Annotated in this window: 11 protein-coding genes and 1 pseudogene; 1 reads left to right on the top strand and 11 read right to left on the bottom strand. The window is 58.4% G+C overall.

Annotated features, from left to right (window positions below):
- Positions 1–14 precede the first annotated feature (14 nt).
- The 10 genes and pseudogenes from NTD86_RS01655 to pilM all read right to left on the bottom strand — a co-directional run bounded on the left by NTD86_RS01655 (position 15) and on the right by pilM (position 13,800).
- On the bottom strand, positions 15–1,433 hold the full coding sequence (locus NTD86_RS01655) for an FAD-dependent oxidoreductase (RefSeq protein ID WP_262200400.1): 1,419 nt from the start codon (positions 1,431–1,433) through the stop codon (positions 15–17).
- Positions 1,434–1,466: 33 nt separating this feature from the next.
- Entirely contained in the window at positions 1,467–5,915 is a 4,449-nt protein-coding gene (gltB, locus tag NTD86_RS01650; RefSeq protein ID WP_262200399.1) for a glutamate synthase large subunit, read from the bottom strand.
- A 476-nt stretch (positions 5,916–6,391) separates the two neighbouring features.
- Positions 6,392–7,969 (bottom strand): AAA family ATPase, encoded by a 1,578-nt coding sequence (locus tag NTD86_RS01645; protein WP_262200398.1) that lies wholly within the window; start codon positions 7,967–7,969, stop codon positions 6,392–6,394.
- 10 nt (positions 7,970–7,979) lie between these two features.
- Complete coding sequence (aroB, locus tag NTD86_RS01640; RefSeq protein ID WP_262200397.1) at positions 7,980–9,080, bottom strand: 3-dehydroquinate synthase; 1,101 nt, start codon at positions 9,078–9,080, stop codon at positions 7,980–7,982.
- A gap of 93 nt (positions 9,081–9,173) precedes the next feature.
- Entirely contained in the window at positions 9,174–9,692 is a 519-nt protein-coding gene (gene aroK / locus NTD86_RS01635; protein ID WP_262200396.1) for a shikimate kinase AroK, read from the bottom strand.
- Positions 9,693–9,696: 4 nt separating this feature from the next.
- A pseudogene (locus NTD86_RS01630) lies at positions 9,697–10,947 on the bottom strand (type IV pilus secretin PilQ); the annotation flags it as partial.
- A 168-nt stretch (positions 10,948–11,115) separates the two neighbouring features.
- Positions 11,116–11,646, bottom strand: coding sequence for a pilus assembly protein PilP (locus NTD86_RS01625; RefSeq protein WP_262200394.1), 531 nt, complete (start codon positions 11,644–11,646; stop codon positions 11,116–11,118).
- A gap of 5 nt (positions 11,647–11,651) precedes the next feature.
- A complete protein-coding gene (locus tag NTD86_RS01620; protein WP_262200393.1) occupies positions 11,652–12,263 on the bottom strand; it encodes a type 4a pilus biogenesis protein PilO in 612 nt (203 codons plus the stop codon).
- Complete coding sequence (locus NTD86_RS01615) at positions 12,263–12,829, bottom strand: PilN domain-containing protein (protein ID WP_262200392.1); 567 nt, start codon at positions 12,827–12,829, stop codon at positions 12,263–12,265. The genes NTD86_RS01620 and NTD86_RS01615 overlap by 1 nt, the downstream gene beginning before the upstream one ends.
- A complete protein-coding gene (pilM, locus tag NTD86_RS01610; RefSeq protein WP_262200391.1) occupies positions 12,829–13,800 on the bottom strand; it encodes a type IV pilus biogenesis protein PilM in 972 nt (323 codons plus the stop codon). The genes NTD86_RS01615 and pilM overlap by 1 nt, the downstream gene beginning before the upstream one ends.
- 207 nt (positions 13,801–14,007) lie before the next feature.
- Between pilM and NTD86_RS01605 the strand changes: the two genes are divergently transcribed.
- The gene (locus NTD86_RS01605; protein WP_410016937.1) at positions 14,008–16,431 is read left to right on the top strand and encodes a penicillin-binding protein 1A; all 2,424 of its coding nucleotides are present in this window, start codon (positions 14,008–14,010) and stop codon (positions 16,429–16,431) included.
- Between the two features lie 91 nt (positions 16,432–16,522).
- Here the strand turns inward: NTD86_RS01605 and NTD86_RS01600 are convergent, their stop codons facing one another.
- Positions 16,523–18,709, bottom strand: coding sequence for a lipase family protein (locus tag NTD86_RS01600; RefSeq protein ID WP_262200389.1), 2,187 nt, complete (start codon positions 18,707–18,709; stop codon positions 16,523–16,525).
- Between the last annotated feature and the right edge of the window lie 3 nt (positions 18,710–18,712).

Here is an 18,712-nt window from a genome sequence, read left to right as displayed (position 1 = left end):
CTACAGGGGGCGGGTTAGACGCCCAAGTAATCCATGATCCCTTCAGCCGCAGTACGGCCTTCGAAGATAGCGGTCACTACCAGGTCTGAGCCACGTACCATGTCGCCGCCGGCAAAAATCTTCGGGTGGCTGGTCTGGTGCTTGAACTGCGACTGCTCGGGCGCAATGACACGACCTTGGCTGTCAGTGGCAATGTCGAACTGCTCGAACCACGGCGCCGGGCTAGGACGGAAGCCGAATGCGATGATCACGGCATCTGCCGGGATGATCTCTTCGGAACCCGGAATCGGCTCCGGGCTGCGACGGCCACGGGCATCCGGCTCGCCGAGACGGGTCTCGACCACTTTCACGCCTTCAACCTTGCCGTCACCCACGATGGCAATCGGCTGACGGTTGTAGAGGAACTTCACGCCTTCTTCCTTGGCGTTTTTCACCTCTTTGCGCGAGCCAGGCATGTTGGCTTCGTCACGACGATAGGCACAGGTCACCGATTTGGCGCCCTGACGAATCGAAGTCCGGTTGCAGTCCATGGCAGTGTCACCACCGCCCAGCACCACGACCTTTTTGCCTTTCATGTCGACGAAGTCTTCCGGCGACTTTTCAAAGCCCAGGTTGCGATTGACGTTGGCGACCAGGAAGTCCAGCGCGTCGTGCACGCCCGGCAAGTCTTCACCGGCAAAACCGCCCTTCATGTAGGTGTAGGTGCCCATGCCCATGAAGACCGCGTCGTACTCGGCCAGCAGTTCTTCCATGCTGATGTCTTTGCCGATTTCGGTATTGAGACGGAACTCGATACCCATGCCGGTAAAGACTTCGCGACGGTTGCTCAGCACGGTTTTCTCAAGCTTGAACTCCGGGATGCCGAAGGTCAGCAGACCGCCGATTTCCGGGTTCTTGTCGAAAACCACCGGGGTCACTCCGCCACGCACCAGCACGTCAGCGCAGCCCAGGCCCGCAGGCCCGGCGCCGATGATCGCCACGCGCTTGCCGGTCGGCACCACTTTGGACATGTCCGGGCGCCAGCCCATGGCGAAGGCGGTGTCGGTGATGTACTTCTCGACCGAACCGATGGTCACTGCGCCGAAACCGTCGTTCAGGGTGCAGGCACCTTCGCACAGACGGTCTTGCGGGCACACCCGGCCACACACTTCGGGCAGGGTGTTGGTCTGGTGCGACAGTTCAGCGGCGGCGAGGATGTTGCCCTCGGCCACCAGCTTGAGCCAGTTGGGAATGAAGTTATGCACAGGGCATTTCCATTCACAGTACGGGTTGCCGCAGCCCAGGCAGCGGTGGGCCTGGTCGGCCGACTGCTGGGGTTTGAAGGGTTCGTAGATTTCCACGAACTCTTTTTTGCGTTGACGTAACAGTTTCTTCTTCGGATCTTTGCGCCCGACATCGATGAACTGGAAGTCGTTACTCAGACGTTCAGCCATTGTTAAAACCTCATCAAACTCTTCAGGCGCATATCACTGCGGGTTGGCACGGATGCTGGAAAGCAACGTTTTCAAGCTGGCAGCCTTAGGCTTGACCATCCAGAAACGACGCAGGTAATCATCAAGGTTTTCCGAGAGGTTACGGCCCCACTCGCTGTTGGTTTCCTCGACGTATTCGTCCAGCACGTGTTGCAGGTGGTTGCGATAGGCTTCCATCGCTTCGCCGCTGATACGCTGGATTTCCACCAGTTCGTGGTTCACCCGGTCGACGAAGGTGTTGTCCTGATCCAGCACGTAGGCGAAACCGCCTGTCATGCCCGACCCGAAGTTGTAACCGGTTTTGCCCAATACGCAGACAAAGCCGCCTGTCATGTATTCGCAACAGTGATCGCCTGTGCCTTCAACCACGGTGTGAGCACCGGAGTTACGCACCGCGAAACGCTCGCCTGCGGTGCCCGCGGCGAACAACTTGCCGCCGGTGGCGCCGTACAGGCAGGTGTTGCCGACAATGGCGCTGTCCTGAGTTTTGTACACGCTGCCGACAGGCGGAACGATCACCAGCTTACCGCCGGTCATGCCTTTGCCTACGTAGTCGTTGGCGTCGCCTTGCAGGTACAGGTTCAAACCACCGGCGTTCCACACACCAAAGCTCTGACCGGCAGTGCCTTTGAAGCGGAAGGTGATCGGTGCCTTGGCCATGCCCTGGTTGCCGTGTTTACGGGCGATTTCACCCGAGATGCGCGCACCGATCGAACGGTCGCAGTTGCAGATGTCGAGGTCGAACTCGGCACCGCTCAGGTCGTTGATCGCCGGGCGCGCCATGTCGAGCATTTGCTCGGCCAGCAGGCCTTGGTCGAACGGCGGGTTGCGGTCAACCTGGCAGAACTGAGGCTTATCGGCCGGAACGTGATCGCTGCCCAGCAATGGCGTCAGGTCGAGGTGATGCTGCTTGGCCGTTTCACCTTGCAGGATGTCCAGCAGGTCGGTACGCCCGATCAGCTCTTCCAGGCTGCGCACACCCAACTTGGCCAGCCACTCGCGGGTTTCTTCTGCCACGTAGGTGAAGAAGTTGACCACCATGTCGACGGTGCCGATGTAGTGGTTTTTACGCAGCGATTCGTTCTGCGTGGCGACACCGGTCGCGCAGTTGTTGAGGTGGCAAATACGCAGGTATTTGCAGCCCAGCGCGATCATTGGCGCGGTCCCGAAGCCGAAGCTTTCAGCGCCCAGAATCGCCGCTTTGATCACGTCGAGACCGGTTTTCAGGCCGCCGTCAGTCTGCACCCGCACTTTGCCGCGCAGGTCGTTGCCACGCAGGGTCTGGTGGGTTTCCGCCAGACCCAGTTCCCACGGTGCGCCCGCGTATTTGATCGAGGTCAGCGGCGATGCACCGGTACCGCCGTCGTAGCCGGAGATGGTGATCAGGTCAGCATAGGCCTTGGCCACGCCTGCGGCGATGGTGCCGACGCCTGCTTCGGCTACCAGCTTGACCGAAACCAGCGCGCTTGGGTTGACCTGCTTGAGGTCAAAGATCAGCTGCGACAAGTCTTCGATGGAATAGATGTCGTGGTGCGGCGGCGGCGAAATCAGGGTGACGCCCGGCACGGCATAACGCAGTTTGGCGATCAGGCCGTTGACCTTGCCGCCCGGCAGTTGTCCGCCCTCACCCGGCTTGGCGCCTTGGGCGACCTTGATTTGCAGCACTTCGGCGTTCACCAGGTATTCCGGGGTTACCCCGAAACGGCCGGTGGCCACTTGTTTGATTTTCGAGCTCTTGATGGTGCCGTAACGCGCAGGGTCTTCGCCGCCTTCACCGGAGTTGGAGCGTGCGCCCAGGCGGTTCATGGCTTCTGCCAGGGCCTCGTGCGCTTCTGGCGACAAGGCGCCGAGCGAGATACCGGCCGAGTCGAAACGCTTGAGGATCGAGTCCAGCGGTTCGATTTCGTCGATCGACAATGGCGTGTCGAGGGTTTTGACCTGGAGCAGGTCGCGGATCATCGACACCGGGCGCTTGTCGACCAGTGCGGTGTATTCCTTGAACTTGCTGTAGTCGCCCTGCTGTACCGCCGCTTGCAAAGTGGCGACGACGTCCGGGTTGTAGGCGTGGTATTCGCCACCGTGGACATACTTGAGCAAACCGCCTTGCTGGATGGCTTTGCGCGGGCTCCAGGCTTCGGCCGCCAGCAGCTTTTGCTCGGCTTCGATGTCGACAAAGCGCGCACCCTTGATGCGGCTTGGCACGCCACGGAAGCTCAGGTTGCAGACTTCTTCGGACAAGCCGATGGCTTCGAACAGCTGCGCACCGCGGTAGGACGCGATGGTCGAGATGCCCATCTTCGACAGGATCTTGAGCAAGCCTTTGGTGATGCCTTTGCGGTAGTTCTTGAATACTTCGTACAGATCGCCCAGCACTTCGCCGGTGCGGATCAAGTCGCCCAGCACTTCGTAGGCAAGGAACGGGTACACCGCCGAGGCGCCGAAACCGATCAACACGGCAAAGTGGTGTGGGTCGCGAGCGGTCGCGGTCTCTACGAGGATGTTGCTGTCACAGCGCAGGCCTTTTTCGGTCAGGCGGTGGTGCACGGCGCCCACGGCCAGCGAGGCGTGAACCGGCAACTTACCTGGCGCGATATGACGGTCGGTCAGCACGATCTGAGTGCGGCCCGCACGAGCAGCCTCTTCGGCCTGATCAGCGATGTTGCGCACAGCTGCTTCAAGGCCCGTCGCCTGGTCGTAGTTGAGGTCGATGATCTGACGCTCAAAGCCCGGTAGGTCGAGGTTCATCAGCGAACGCCATTTGGCAGGCGAGATCACTGGCGAGCTGAGGATCACCCGCGAGGCGTGCTCTGGGGATTCCTGGAAGATGTTGCGCTCGGCACCCAGGCAGATTTCCAGCGACATGACGATGGCTTCACGCAGCGGGTCGATTGGCGGGTTGGTGACCTGCGCGAACTGCTGGCGGAAGTAGTCGTAAGGCGTACGCACACGCTGGGACAGCACGGCCATCGGCGTGTCGTCACCCATCGAGCCCACGGCTTCATAGCCTTGCTCGCCCAACGGACGCAGCACTTGGTCGCGCTCTTCAAACGTGACCTGATACATCTTCATGTATTGCTTGAGCTGGTCGACGTCGTAAAAGGCAGAACCGTGGTCGTTGTCTTCGATGGTGGCCTGAATGCGCAGGGCGTTCTTGCGCAGCCATTGTTTGTACGGGTGGCGCGACTTCAAGCGATTGTCGATGGCATCGGTGTCCAGCACCTGGCCGGTTTCGGTATCGACCGCCAGAATCTGGCCCGGGCCAACTCGCCCCTTGGCAATCACGTCTTCAGGCTTGTAGTCCCACACGCCGATTTCGGAGGCGATGGTGATATAGCCATTGGTGGTGGTCACCCAGCGTGCCGGGCGCAGGCCGTTACGGTCGAGCAGGCAGACCGCGTAGCGGCCGTCGGTCATGACCACGCCCGCCGGGCCGTCCCACGGTTCCATGTGCATGGAGTTGTACTCATAGAACGCCCGCAGGTCGGGGTCCATGGTTTCAACGTTCTGCCATGCTGGTGGAATCAACATGCGCACGCCACGGAACAGGTCAATACCGCCGGTGACCATCAACTCGAGCATGTTGTCCATGCTGGAGGAGTCAGAACCCACGCGGTTGACCAGCGGGCCGAGCTCGTCGAGGTCGCCGATCAGGTCATTGGCAAACTTGGTACGACGGGCCTGCGCCCAGTTGCGGTTGCCGGTAATGGTGTTGATCTCGCCGTTGTGGGCGAGAAAGCGGAATGGCTGAGCCAGCGGCCATTTCGGCAGGGTGTTGGTGGAGAAGCGCTGGTGGAACACGCAAATGGCGGTTTGCAGGCGCTCGTCGCTCAGGTCTGGATAGAAGGCGGTCAAGTCCGCCGGCATCATCAGGCCTTTATAAATGATGGTCTTGTGAGAAAAGCTGCAGATGTAGTGATCGGTGTCAGCCGCGTTGGCCACCGACGAACGACGACGGGCGCTGAACAGCTTGATCGCCATGTCCTGATCGCTCAGGCCATCACCCGCAATGAACACTTGCTCGATTTGTGGCAGGCGCTCCAGTGCCAGACGACCCAGTACGTTGGTCTCAATCGGGACTTTGCGCCAGCCCACCAATTGCAGGCCCGCCGCGAGAATTTCGCGGTTCATGTGGGCACGGGCCGCTTCGGCCTTGATCGGGTCCTGGTTAAAAAACACCATGCCGACCGCATATTGTTTAGGCAGATCAGTGCCGAACTGTTCCTTGGCGACTGCGCGCAGGAACTGATCGGGCTTCTGGATCAGCAGGCCACAACCGTCACCGGTCTTGCCGTCTGCGTTGATCCCACCGCGGTGGGTCATGCAAGTCAGGGCTTCAATGGCGGTTTGCAATAGGGTATGACTGGGTTCGCCCTGCATATGGGCTATCAGGCCGAAACCACAGTTATCCTTGAATTCATCGGGGTGGTACAGACCTGCTTTCATAGACACTTTCTCACCAGGCTGCCCCAAAAAGGGGCAAATTTCTTTTTAATTCAACCACCTGCTTTCCGCGCTGAACGTTCGCCAGCTTAGCGGTAGCAAAAGGGTGGCCATTTTACACACCGTCGCAAAGGCCCACAAATTAAGCGGCGATTGACCGTAAATTTATGTCGCATTAATGAAGGTTTAAAGCGATTGCTCGTGCTAGTCAAAACATTTTTGATGTTGACCGCCGCACGGCGCAGACACCACAACGCATGCAACTCGGTAAAGTCGCATGCTGGGGCGAATATGTTGATGGGCTAGGGCCAGTACGAAATGTCTTCGAGCGTAGGTCAGACAAGGCGAAAACAGGCGAGGGAGCGGAGTTTACGGGGTGTAAATGAGCCTTCCGAGCCTGTTTTCAACGCCGCATAACCGAGCGCAGATACATTTTGTACAGAGCCTAGAACGGCGACCTGGGTAAGGTCGCCGGTTCATCAGCGAGCTGCTGCCAGTTCTTGTTGGACGCTGGCTACAGTGCGAGGCCAAGGTTTACCAGCCTGAGTCTTCGCTGGCAAGTTCTTGATTGCCGCAGTGGCTGCGGCGTGGCTTGGGAAGTTGCCGTAAGTCACGACGTACAGCGGCTTACCGTTCAGGGATTTCTTGAAATAACGGGCTTCGCCACCCAACTCTTTCGCGACATTTTGCGCCGACGCTTCGGAGCTGGTGCCGACGATCTGCACGACATAGTTGCTAGCTGGCTGGCTGGCGTACCAGTTACCGCCCGGCGCGGCCTTGGCCACGGCGACCGGCTTCTCGACCGGCTTAGGCGCTGGCTTGGGAGCCGGGGCCGGAGCAGGTTTAGGTGCCGGCGCAGGCGTTGGCTTGGCCGCTGCAACCGCTGGCGCCGGACGCGGCGCTGGGGTCGGAGCAGGTGCCGGACCTGACGGCACACCCACAGGTGGCGCGGTGGTGGTCACGGTTGGCGGGTTGGCGACACCGCCGTCGACCGCTGGCGCACCGCCATCATCGCCCTCGGTGATACCACCCGCGGCCTCAGCCAGCGGGCCACGCATCACCGGTTGCGATTGCCCTACGAGCGGCAACGGCATCGGCTGTGAGGAACCAGCGAAATCAATCGACGGGTTGGCGCCATTTTTTGGCGTGGCCTGACCCAGCGGCAATTGCCCCTGTTCAGCGTTTGGCGCGGTCGGCGTTTTGCCCCGGCCCGGAATCAACACAGCTGCGGCAACTGCCACGACCACAACGGCACCAATGGCCAATACGTGCTTCTTCGGCATTTTGAACCCCATACTTGGACGCTTGACCGCTGAACGGCTCGCAATCATGGCTTCGATCATTGCATCGCGGGCGACCTGATTGATGATGCCAGGCCAGCCTCCGGAGCTCTCATGTATATCTGAGATCTGCTGCGCGCTAAAGAGTTCGATCCCGCGCCCTGCACCTTCAAGGCGCTGAGCCAGATACTCACGGGTTTCTTCTTCGGTATACGGCTGCAACTCGATGACGTGGAAGCGCTCTTCATCACCGCTGAGCTGTTCAAGTCCGGCGATCATCGACGGCTCGCCAAACAGGAACACATGCGGACGACCTTCGGGCGTACCCGCGGCCAGCGCCAGCAGCGCTTCCTGGGCAGAATCGTCGAGCTGTTCGGCATCATCGACCAGCAAATAGACTTCTTGCCCGGTCAGTGCCAATTGCACCACTTGAGCCAGAATCGCGCCGACTTCGGGGCGGGCAACGTTCAGGGTCTGCGCCACCTGGCGCAAGATCCCCGCTGCATCGCCAGCACCGCGTGCCGACACCACCACGCTCTGTACGGACTGCTTGTTCGTGCTGGCCACCAACGCCTGGCGCAGCAGGGTTTTGCCGCTGCCCTCAGGGCCGGTGACAACTAGCAGCAACTGGCTGTAACGCGCCAGATGATGCAACTGCCCCAGCACGGGCTTGCGCTGTGCAGGGAAAAACTTGAAACCCGGCACCCGAGGGGCGAACGGATCGTGAGTCAGTTGGAAGTGACCGAGGAACGCCTCGTCGGCATGCAAACTAGTCATCGGGATCTTATTAACCTTTAAGCTGAGCCAGCGCGCGGTAATCCGCACCCAGCGTGGCTTGTAGAACCTCTTGTGGATAATCGTCAGTCACTGTGGCTTCACCGATGCGACGCAAAAGCACCAGGCGCATACGACCGTCGATCACTTTTTTATCTACTGCCATGTGCTGCATGAAATCAGACGGGCTCATTTCAGCAGGCGGCACCACCGGCAAACCGGCGCGCTCGAACAGGCGAATCCCGCGGTCACGTTCGGCGTCTGTGATCCAGCCCAGGCGGGCGGACATTTCCAGCGCCATCACGGTGCCTGTCGCCACCGCTTCGCCGTGCAACCACACGCCGTAACCCATGTGGGTTTCAATCGCATGGCCAAACGTATGCCCCAGGTTGAGCGTGGCGCGTACGCCCGACTCACGTTCGTCAGCGCCCACCACGGCAGCCTTGGCCGCACATGAACGGTGAATCGCCGCCGTCAGGGCTGCCTGATCAAGGCCGCGCAGCGCGTCCATGTTGTCTTCGAGCCAGGTCAGGAACGGCTCGTCGCAGATCAGGCCGTATTTGATGACTTCCGCCAAACCTGCCGACAGCTCGCGCTCAGGCAGCGTATTGAGCGATTGGGTATCAATCAGAACCAGATTGGGCTGGTAGAACGCGCCTACCATGTTTTTGCCCAACGGATGGTTGATGCCGGTCTTGCCGCCGACCGAAGAGTCCACCTGGGACAGCAACGTGGTCGGTACCTGGATGAAATCAACACCGCGCTGGTAGCACGCAGCCGCAAAGCCGGCCATGTCGCCGACCACGCCACCGCCCAGGGCGACCACGGTAGTGCGACGGTCATGACGAGCGGTCAGCAGGCCATCAAAAATCAGTTGCAGGGTTTCCCAGTTTTTGTGGGCCTCACCATCCGGCAAGATGATCGATACCACAGAATACTGCGCGAGGCTGCGAGTCAGACGCTCGAGGTAGAGTGGCGCAACGGTTTCATTGGTCACAATCGCCACTTGGCGACCGGCGATGTGCGGGGCCAGCAACTCGGGCTGATCCAACAAACCTTCGCCAATATGAATTGGGTAACTACGCTCGCCTAGATCAACCTTCAGTGTCTGCATGAAACCCCGTGCCTTGTTTCGCAATTATCAAGTGATGGCATGCCGCTGAACGGGCATGACCGGCGCCGAGGATAGCGCATTTCGTGGCGCACTTTAACGGGGGGGAAGCTGCGCCAGTCGGTCGAGAATATCCAGAACCACCATTCGTGGCGGCCGCTCATCGGTTTCTACCACCAGGTCGGCGATTTCCCGATAAAGCGGATCGCGCATGGCCAGCAGGTCACGCAGGGTTTTCTCGGGGTTGGCGGTGCGCAACAAAGGCCGATTGCGATCGCGCGCTGTGCGGGCAACCTGCTGTTCAACTGATGCATGCAAATACACCACTCGCCCGCCGGCACGCAGCGACACGCGGTTTTCCGGCCGCATCACTGCACCACCGCCCGTCGCCAACACCATGCCATCAACTTCGCAAAGCTCGGCAATCATGGCCGATTCGCGATCACGAAAGCCCGGTTCGCCTTCTTTATCGAAGATCCACGGGATGTTGGCACCGGTGCGCACTTCAATTTCCTTATCGGAATCTTTGAACGGCAGGTGCAGCTCTTTAGCCAGCAAACGTCCGATGGTGCTTTTACCAGCCCCCATGGGCCCAACAAGAATCAAATTTCGCACAGAATCAATGACTCACAGCAATCGCCTGGTTGCTCATAATACGCGGAGTAAGGAACACCAGCAGCTCGGATTTTTTTTCCAGAACGACGTCTTTACGGAAAAGTCGGCCAACATACGGCAGATCGCCCAAAAATGGCACTTTATCTACCACTTTGCTCTGAATATTTGAGAAAACACCCCCGATAACGATGGTTTCGCCATCTTTGACCAGCACCTTGGCCTTGACCTCGTTCTTTTTGATCGGCGGCACATCATTGACCATGTTCATAAAGTCGGGCTCGTCCTTGGTCACCAGCACTTCCATGATGACGCTGTTGTCCGGGGTAATTTGCGGCGTCACCTCCAGCGACAGGGAGGCCTCCTTGAAGGACACGGAGGTGGCACCACTGGAGCTCGACTCCTGATAGGGAATCTCGGTGCCTTTAAGGATCTTGGCGGTCTCCTTGTCGGAAGTAACGACTTTGGGCTGAGAGATGATTTCGCCATTGCCAGTCTTTTCCATCGCGCTCAGTTCCAGGTCCAGCAATACATTGTTGGTAATAAAGGCAATGCCCAACCCCGAACTGTTGCCCTTGACGCCCAGATCCACAAAGGGCGCGCTGACATTGCCTGGTTCCGCGCCCGCTTGGAGCGGGCTCGTGATCCCACCGGCACTCCATTTACCCCCCTTATTCAAGGCGCCACCCCAGCGCACCCCCAGATTACGTTCGAAATCCACCCCGGCCTCCACCACGCGGGCTTCAATCATCACCTGCCGGACCGGCACATCCAGTTGCGCCACAATGCGCCGCAGCTCAGCCAACTGCTCGCCGGACTGAAACGCAATGATGTTGTTGGTACGTTCATCCACCGTGATTGAGCCGCGAGTGTCAGTGCTGGCCAAGCCGCCGGTCACCGACTGAAATAACTTGGCGATATCGGTCGCCTTGGCGTAATTGACCTGCACCAGTTCGCGGCGCAAAGGTGCCAGCTCGGCCAGTTGATTGCGCGCCTCCAACGCGTATCGCTCGCGGGCGGCTATTTCTTCAGCGGGGGCGATCAGCAGCACATTACCTTCGAGACGCTTGCCCAGCCCCTTGCTTTGAAGCACCAGATCCAGCGCCTGATCCCAGGGCACATCCTGCAAGTTGAGGGTAATACTGCCTTGTACGGCATCGCTGACCACCAGATTAAACCGGGTGAACTCGGCCAGTAACTGCAGTACCGTGCGCACCTCAACGGCCTGAAAGTTCAGTGAGACCTTGTCCCCTACATACACTGGACCGGGCACTGTAACCGATTGTTTTAAATGAAGAATGTCGCTCATCCCCGAGACGGGCAAGGGGTCATGAGGCTGAATGACAGCCAGCACTGACGGCGAATTCAGCGCACTCCATAGCGCCAGTCCGCAGACCGGGAAAATCCTTTTCATGGTGTCTATCCGTTAAGACTGCTGCTTTAAAGGGATGCTCAGGGATCGTTCCAGCCAACCGTCCTGACCATCTGAAATCACTTCAAACACTTCAACGTACGCGGGGTGAATGGAGACAATCTGCCCGTTATTGCGCCCCAGATAGTCGCCGACCTTCAAACGGTGGACGAGCCCATTGGCGCGCAGCAAGGCATTGGTCTCTTGGTCATTGGAAAACGTGCCGACCATCTCGAACTGGCCAAGCTCAAGCCCTTCGAGAAAATGACGGGGCCGGTCGTTGTCCAGCTCCTCAGCGGTGAGCAAGCTAAGCTGCCAGCTCCCGGCACGCCCATCGAACTGAGCCTGAAAAGGGCTGCGCAAGCCGGCCGCTTCATAGGCGACCACCCTCGCAGTGTCGACACGCGGGATGGGCGGCGGCGCCGTGGTCGACCCAGCCGGAGCAGCCTGCAGAAAAACCTGGAGTTGCGCAGTGTCTTGCGCGTGATCGCAGCCCGTCAGCGCCGCCAGCAAGCCGACACTGAAAAGCCGAAAGCCAACACTCATGGGATCTATCCTTGATCGTGGGTGCGGTATGTCTTGGCCAGCAGCGTCATGCGTAAATGGCCGTCGTTTATCTCATTGGCAGGGGCAAGGCTGAAATCATGCAGGGTGACGATGCGCGGCAGGCTCGCGAGTCGGCTGACGAACAGCCCAAGGTCGTGATACCCGCCAATCAGCTCCAGCTTTAGCGGCAGTTCGGCATAGAACGGTTGCAACACCTCGGGCGACCACTGAATGTGCTCCATGCGTAGGCCGCTTGTCTGACTCAGACGTGTTATGTCGTCCAGCAGGCCGGGCACCTCTGCCTCGCCGGGCAATTGTTTTAACAAGCCACTGAACACGGCTTCAAGCTCGCGCATATGCAACAGGTAGGCTTCCAGGCCCGAGGCCTGAGCCGCCCGTGACACATAGTCGGCCTTAAGCGTGACTTCAGCCTCACGTTGCTGCGCAAGCTGCTGGATCGGCGAGCGCAGCAACAGCCAGTAGCCCATCACTAGCACTACGCTCACCAACACCAGTGCAACCAATGCCTTGAACCCTGACGACCAACTGCCCACACGTTCGATGTCAATGTCGCGCAGATCAAATTGGTTCAGGCGCGACAGCCATTGAGCCAACATCAAAACTGAGCGCCTGTGCGCACATGCCGGGTTTGGCGCACGGTCATTTGAAACAACCGCTGCGGCCCCTCACTTGGGCCAGGCCCGGCCTGCACATCTATCAACACGGGTGCTTCCAACCAGTGCGAGGCGTTCAGATTGCGCATCAGCTCGGCGACCAGGCTGTTGGACTGAGCGACCCCCGTGATCACCAGAGTCTGGTCCGACATTTTCACGTCGGTGAAAAACACACCGTTGGGCAGGCTGCGTGCCAGCTGTTCCAGGATAATCCCGCTATCAGACCGGTTGCCTTGCAGCGTTTCGATGGTCTGCATGCGCTCCAGCAACTGTTCGCGGCGCACTTTCAACTGATCGATCTGCTCAGCACGACCATCCAATTGCACCATGGCGCTTCGGATCAGGTCATTGCGCGCCAGCTGCCGCTCGACGGCCCGGTCAATAAAGTGGTCAATCACAAATAACCCACCTACTGCCACCGCTGACAGCGCGACCAGTACGATCAGAAAACGCTTACGTCGTTTTTCTCGCAACAATGTGCGCCACGGCAGTAAGTTGATTCTCGCCATTAATCAAATCCCCTCAAGGCCAGACCGCAGGCAGTCAACAACATCGGGGCATCGCAACGCAAGGCTTGAGGTGTAACCAAAGGGCTAATGGTCATCGGTGCGAATGGATTGGCGACGTGTACCGGCATCCCGAGTCGGGCCTCGAACCAGGCACACAGGTCAGTACGGGCGCCCACAGGGCCGGCCAAAATCAACATCTGTACAGCGTGCTCACTGCCAGACGCGACGTAATGTTCCAGCCCGCGCTGCACCTGTTCAAACGCGCTTGGCTCAAAGGCTTCGTCTGCAAGGGTTTGCGCGCCAAACAGCAACTCACGGGCGTAGAGCACCTGCCCTTTGTGCACGACACTCAACAGTGAGGTCGGGTGCGCAAAATCGATCACGGCAAGCGTGCTCAGCGGCTTCGACTGCCCGAAAGAAGGTGTTGCGTCCTCGAGTGCCCGCCCCAGCGCATGGGCTTGTACGGCAATAACCCGCGGCTTGAGCCCGGCCATGCTCAAGACGGCTTCATACCACCCCACGGTTTGCTGGCGACACGTCACCAACAGCACATCCAAGCGTTCAGAATCGCCGGGGGAAGGCCCCAGCACCTCGAAATCCAGCGCTGCCTCTTCCAGTGCATACGGAATGTATTGCTCAGCTTCAACCCGCACATACAGTTCCAGATCGTCATCACTTAGGCCGGCCTCCAAGTCGAGGTGTTTACAAATGATCTGGGTGTCGGGGAGTGCCACCACCGCCTCACGTGCCATGAAAGGGCCGCTGCCAAGTGCCTTGCGCAGCACCTGAGCGACACTTTTTGGCTCGGCACTGGTCTGATCGTCCATCGGTGCGGCGGGCAACGGCTCAATTGCGTAGCCCTCCAGCTGGAAGGTGCCGTTTGAATGGCTCAATTCGACAATTTTTATCGTTTGCGAACCAATGTCGACACCCACATACCGTGAGCGGGTTTTGCAAAAATATCCGGACACTGTGTTTTTCCCTAATACAATCCGTGACTTACGGAGGGTCAATAATGAGATCCGTTCATAACCCGTTCTGACATGCGGCCCATGACGCCCGCGGCCGAAAAATGCTTATAATGCCGGGCGTTTTTTTCCGTATCGTCGACCCGGCGCAGCATGCGCATTACCCTGACGTGCAAACCCATTTCTTAATCTGGAAATCCAAAAGCCTTGATTCGTCTGCTGAAGTTTTTCGGGTGGTCTTTCGTTGCCGTGGTCTGCGGGCTTTTGCTCGTGTTGAGTGGCGCGTTTCTCTATCTTAGTCCTGGCTTGCCGTCCGTAGAGTCGTTGAGAAGCATCCAGTTGCAGATTCCTTTGCGGGTCTACACCAGCGACGGCAAATTGATTGCAGAGTTTGGTGAAATGCGCCGCTCTCCGATCAAGTTCGCCGACATTCCCCCCAATTTCATCAATGCATTGCTCTCGGCAGAAGATGATAACTTCGCCAATCATTACGGGGTCGATCCCAGCAGCCTGATGCGTGCCGCCAGCCAGTTGGTAAAAAGCGGACACATTCAATCGGGTGGCAGCACCATCACCATGCAGGTGGCGAAGAACTATTTCCTCACCAGTGAGCGGAGCTTTTCCCGCAAAACCAACGAAATCCTGCTGGCCCTGGAAATCGAACGCGAGTTGACCAAGGACGAGATCCTTGAGCTGTACGTGAACAAGATTTACCTGGGCAACCGCGCCTACGGCATCGAGTCCGCCGCGCAGGTTTACTACGGCAAATCGATTCGCGACCTGAGCCTGGCGCAGATGGCAATGATTGCCGGCCTGCCAAAAGCCCCTTCGCGCTTCAACCCGCTGGCCAACCCGGTGCGCAGCAAAGAGCGCCGCGACTGGATTCTGGGCCGTATGTACAAGCTGGGCAAAATCGACCAGGCCAGTTATGAAGCCGCGATTGCCGAGCCAGTGAACGCCAGCTACCACGTCCCGACGCCAGAAGTGAACGCGCCTTACATCGCTGAAATGGCCCGCGCTGAAATGGTTGGCCGTTATGGCAGCGAGGCTTACACCGAAGGTTATCGCGTGACCACCACCGTCCCGAGCGACCTGCAAGAGCTGGCTAACAAGTCTGTTGAAGACGGCCTCATCACCTATGACCAGCGCCACGGCTATCGCGGCCCTGAGTCGCGCTTTGCCGGCAAGACGCCGACCGCCTGGGCCCAGGAGCTCACCAAGCAGCGTCCGATCAGCGGGCTTGAGCCGGCCATCGTGACCCAGGTCGATAAGGATGGCCTGCAAGTCCTGACCCGTAACGGCGAGGCTCACGTGGCGTGGGACAGCATGAAATGGGCACGCAAGTTCATCAACACCAACAGCATGGGCCCTATGCCCAAGCAGCCTTCGGATGTAGCGCAAGTGGGCGATTTGATCCGCCTGCAACCGCAAGCCAATGGCACGTTCAAGTTCAGCCAGGTGCCAGATGTGCAAGGCGCACTGGTATCGCTGGACCCAGACAGCGGCGCCATTCGTGCTCTGGTGGGTGGTTTTGCCTTCGAGCAAAGCAACTACAACCGAGCCACACAGGCCAAACGCCAGCCGGGCTCCAGCTTCAAACCATTCATCTACAGCGCCGCCCTGGACAACGGCTACACCGCCGCCACCTTGATCAACGACGCACCGATCGTGTTTGTCGATGAGTACCTGGACAAGGTCTGGCGCCCGAAGAACGACACCAACACCTTCCTGGGCCCGATCCCGCTGCGTGAAGCGCTGTACAAGTCACGTAACCTGGTGTCGATCCGCACCCTGCAAAGCCTGGGTGTCGACCGCACCATCGACTACATCAGCAAATTCGGCTTCAACAAGCAGGACCTGCCACGCAACTTGTCGCTGGCTTTGGGTACCGCCACCCTGACGCCGATGGAAATCGCCACTGGCTGGAGCACCTTTGCCAACGGCGGTTACAAAATCACGCCATACCTGATCGATAAAATCGAAAGCCGTAACGGCGAAACCCTGTTCGTGGCCAACCCGCCGAGCGTTCCGAAAAACGCCAGCAAAGACGTCCCGGCAGAAGCCGCCGCGCTCACCGTTGACACCATCAACGCAGCACCCGGCCTGCCGACCGCAGAAACCCAGGCCGTGGCCGAACGTATCGTTGACGGGCGCACCACCTACATCCTCACCAGCATGCTGCAGGACGTGATCAAACGCGGCACCGGCCGCCGCGCACTGGCCCTGGGCCGTACTGACCTGGCGGGTAAAACCGGTACCACCAACGACTCGAAAGATGCATGGTTCTCGGGTTACAACGCCGATTACGTGACCACCGTATGGACCGGGTTCGACCAGCCTGTGAGCCTTGGGCGTCGCGAGTTCGGCGGCACCGTGGCCTTGCCTATCTGGATGAGCTACATGGGCGGCGCGCTCAAAGGCAAGCCTGCACATACCCAGGCCGAACCGGAAGGCATCCTCAGCCTACGCATCGACCCGGCCAGCGGTCGTATTGCCTCACCGGGCACGCCGGGCGCCTACTTTGAACTATTCAAAAGCGAAGACACCCCGCCGACCAACAGCGAACTGGGCAACACCCCGGCGCCGGGCAGCCCGCTACCCGCTGAAGATGGGGCACCGATTGATCTCTTCTGACGAAGAGAGCGGCAAGAGAAATCAGCTGCAAGCGGCAAGTTAGAAGCGGTTTTAAGCTTGTAGCTTGTAGCTTGCCGCTAGCGGTTCACCGCTATGACAAATCCAGAATGTCACCCTTATAGGGTGCACCCACCACATGAATGCCCAATGAGGCATCCAGCTCGGCCATGGAAAGCCCCTTGGGCGCCATGGCCAGTTGCTCGATACGGGTATTCTCGCTATGGGCCTGCCAGCGTTCGACACTTTCGGCCAGGCCCTGAGCGTCTGCCGCACAGCTGCCATAGACGTCTTTCAGTTGCACCGTGTGAAGGCCCAATGTTTGCAAACGATCACGGGTTGTTTTTATTTTTTGCGCCTCGGTGAGCAGAGCACCCATCTCCATTTGTGAAACGCGTATAAACGGGTCAGTCGCATGGCTCAATTGGCTGCGCCGCTCTTTCACCTGCGCCTCAATGCGCGCCAACATTTCATCCACCCATTCCACTTCTCGCCCGGTTACCCGTGGGCGCTTGTTGGCCAGTGCTTCTTGCCAACGGCGAAGGGTGGCCCAACTGTGCGGGACATAGCCCCAGGGCATAGAGTGATCGCCCGCCTCCATCACTTGTTCGATCAAACTACCTCGCATGGGCAACCCTTCGTGTTGCGCAAGGGCTAGGCTGCACGCGGCGTGTTGAGCCAACGTCTCACAACCCGGCGCCCACAACATATGAGACACCTCGTTGCCACCGAAATCCACCGGCATAAAGTGCTGCAACTGCCCATGATGAACATAGCGCTCACCGCCGACATTGATCATGCTGGTGATATACGCCGCAAACTCGGCGGGCACTTGCCGGAAACGAATCCCGACGGCGGGCATCGGCTTGCCCGGCTTAATCTTCATCCAGGGTGCAGGCACGCTGGGAACGGGATCGTTGTGATTGACCATCCGGTGATGCACTAAAGACTCGGCGGCCTGGACAAACGTTGCATCGCCTGCGCGAGGGGCGCCGTAGGTGTAGAGCAGGATGTTGTAATCAAAACCTGGTCTGCGTCGTAGCATTTGCGACAGGATTAAAGCGATAGCCCCTCCCAGACTGTGGCCACAAATCAGGAGTTTTTGCCCAGCATGGAATTTATCGAGGTATTTGGTTGCAAAGTCATTGGCTTTCTTCGCAGCCTCATAAAAGCCGCGGTGAACCGCGCCTTTGCCTTCCTCAAACGGTACTTGAAACGCATTAATATCCCTCAGAACATCTGGCCCAATTTCATTGGTGCCGCGAACAGCGAACAATATGATTTCATCGCTATGGGTTGCAAAAGCCTGAGTATCTGTATCGACGGTTTCACCTCGGTCATCCAAAAAGTGGACTTTGACAGGGCTTTCCTGTTCAGGCCCCTTCTGAGGCTGATTCACAGGGTATAGCACAGGGTCAAAAGGCACGACTTCAAAACGCCGGGAGTACGGCACATCCTCATATAGCGGGTAATAGGCCTGAGTCTGCCCAGCATCGACGCGCCCAAGCTGTCGGTATTTGGCCAAGGCATCACCAAACCAGTTACCCGAGCTCGGCACCTCTATAAAGCTGACACTGGCATCGTAAATCGGGTGCTTCTCCGGCGCCTGGCCAAAAGGGCAGTAACTTAATGTGGCCATCAGCGCCAACTGATACAGATTCAACGCGCAAAACTGTGGGTCGGTTGAGAACATGGGGCGCAAGGCACGCAAAGGGCGAACTTGCAGGATCGTATGTCGGCTGCCGAGTATGCAGACGCCTCGAGGGCTGTGCTTGAACATCAACTGCCGGGCGCCCTCGGAAGGCGGGTAATGGCATTCAACTTCCGGCGGCAAATGCGAGACGTGCTCAACCAAATGCCGAACTTCAATTTGATAAAAGTCCGTATCAGTTAGGATAAGTGCTGGGTTGTTGCGTGGGCGACTCCCATCTTTATTGAAATAGCGTGTTTGCTCGGCTCTGACTTGGAGTTCGGTTATTTTAAGGGGGTAGTACTCGCGCTCCAACAAGCCACTATAACGATCATTTAATCCCTGATACATAGAAAGCATTGTTAACCCTATAGGGCCTGCAAAATGATTGTCTACCTCTCCCATTCCGGACGAATCTAGAAATCCGCTATATTTAAAACCCTCAAAATCAACAACTTCATAGGCCAAACCAGCGTAGAGCTTTCCACTATCAAACTCATCAACCAATTGAAAAGTTGTCCGCTTACCTTGTACTGGGCAGCTAAACATACGACCTTTCAAGTCGAGAGCTTGAGCTTTTTCAGACACCATAAT

The organism is Pseudomonas sp. 7P_10.2_Bac1, assembly GCF_025465935.1.
Taxonomy (GTDB): domain Bacteria; phylum Pseudomonadota; class Gammaproteobacteria; order Pseudomonadales; family Pseudomonadaceae; genus Aquipseudomonas.
This window is presented reverse-complemented; position numbering and strand designations above follow the sequence as displayed.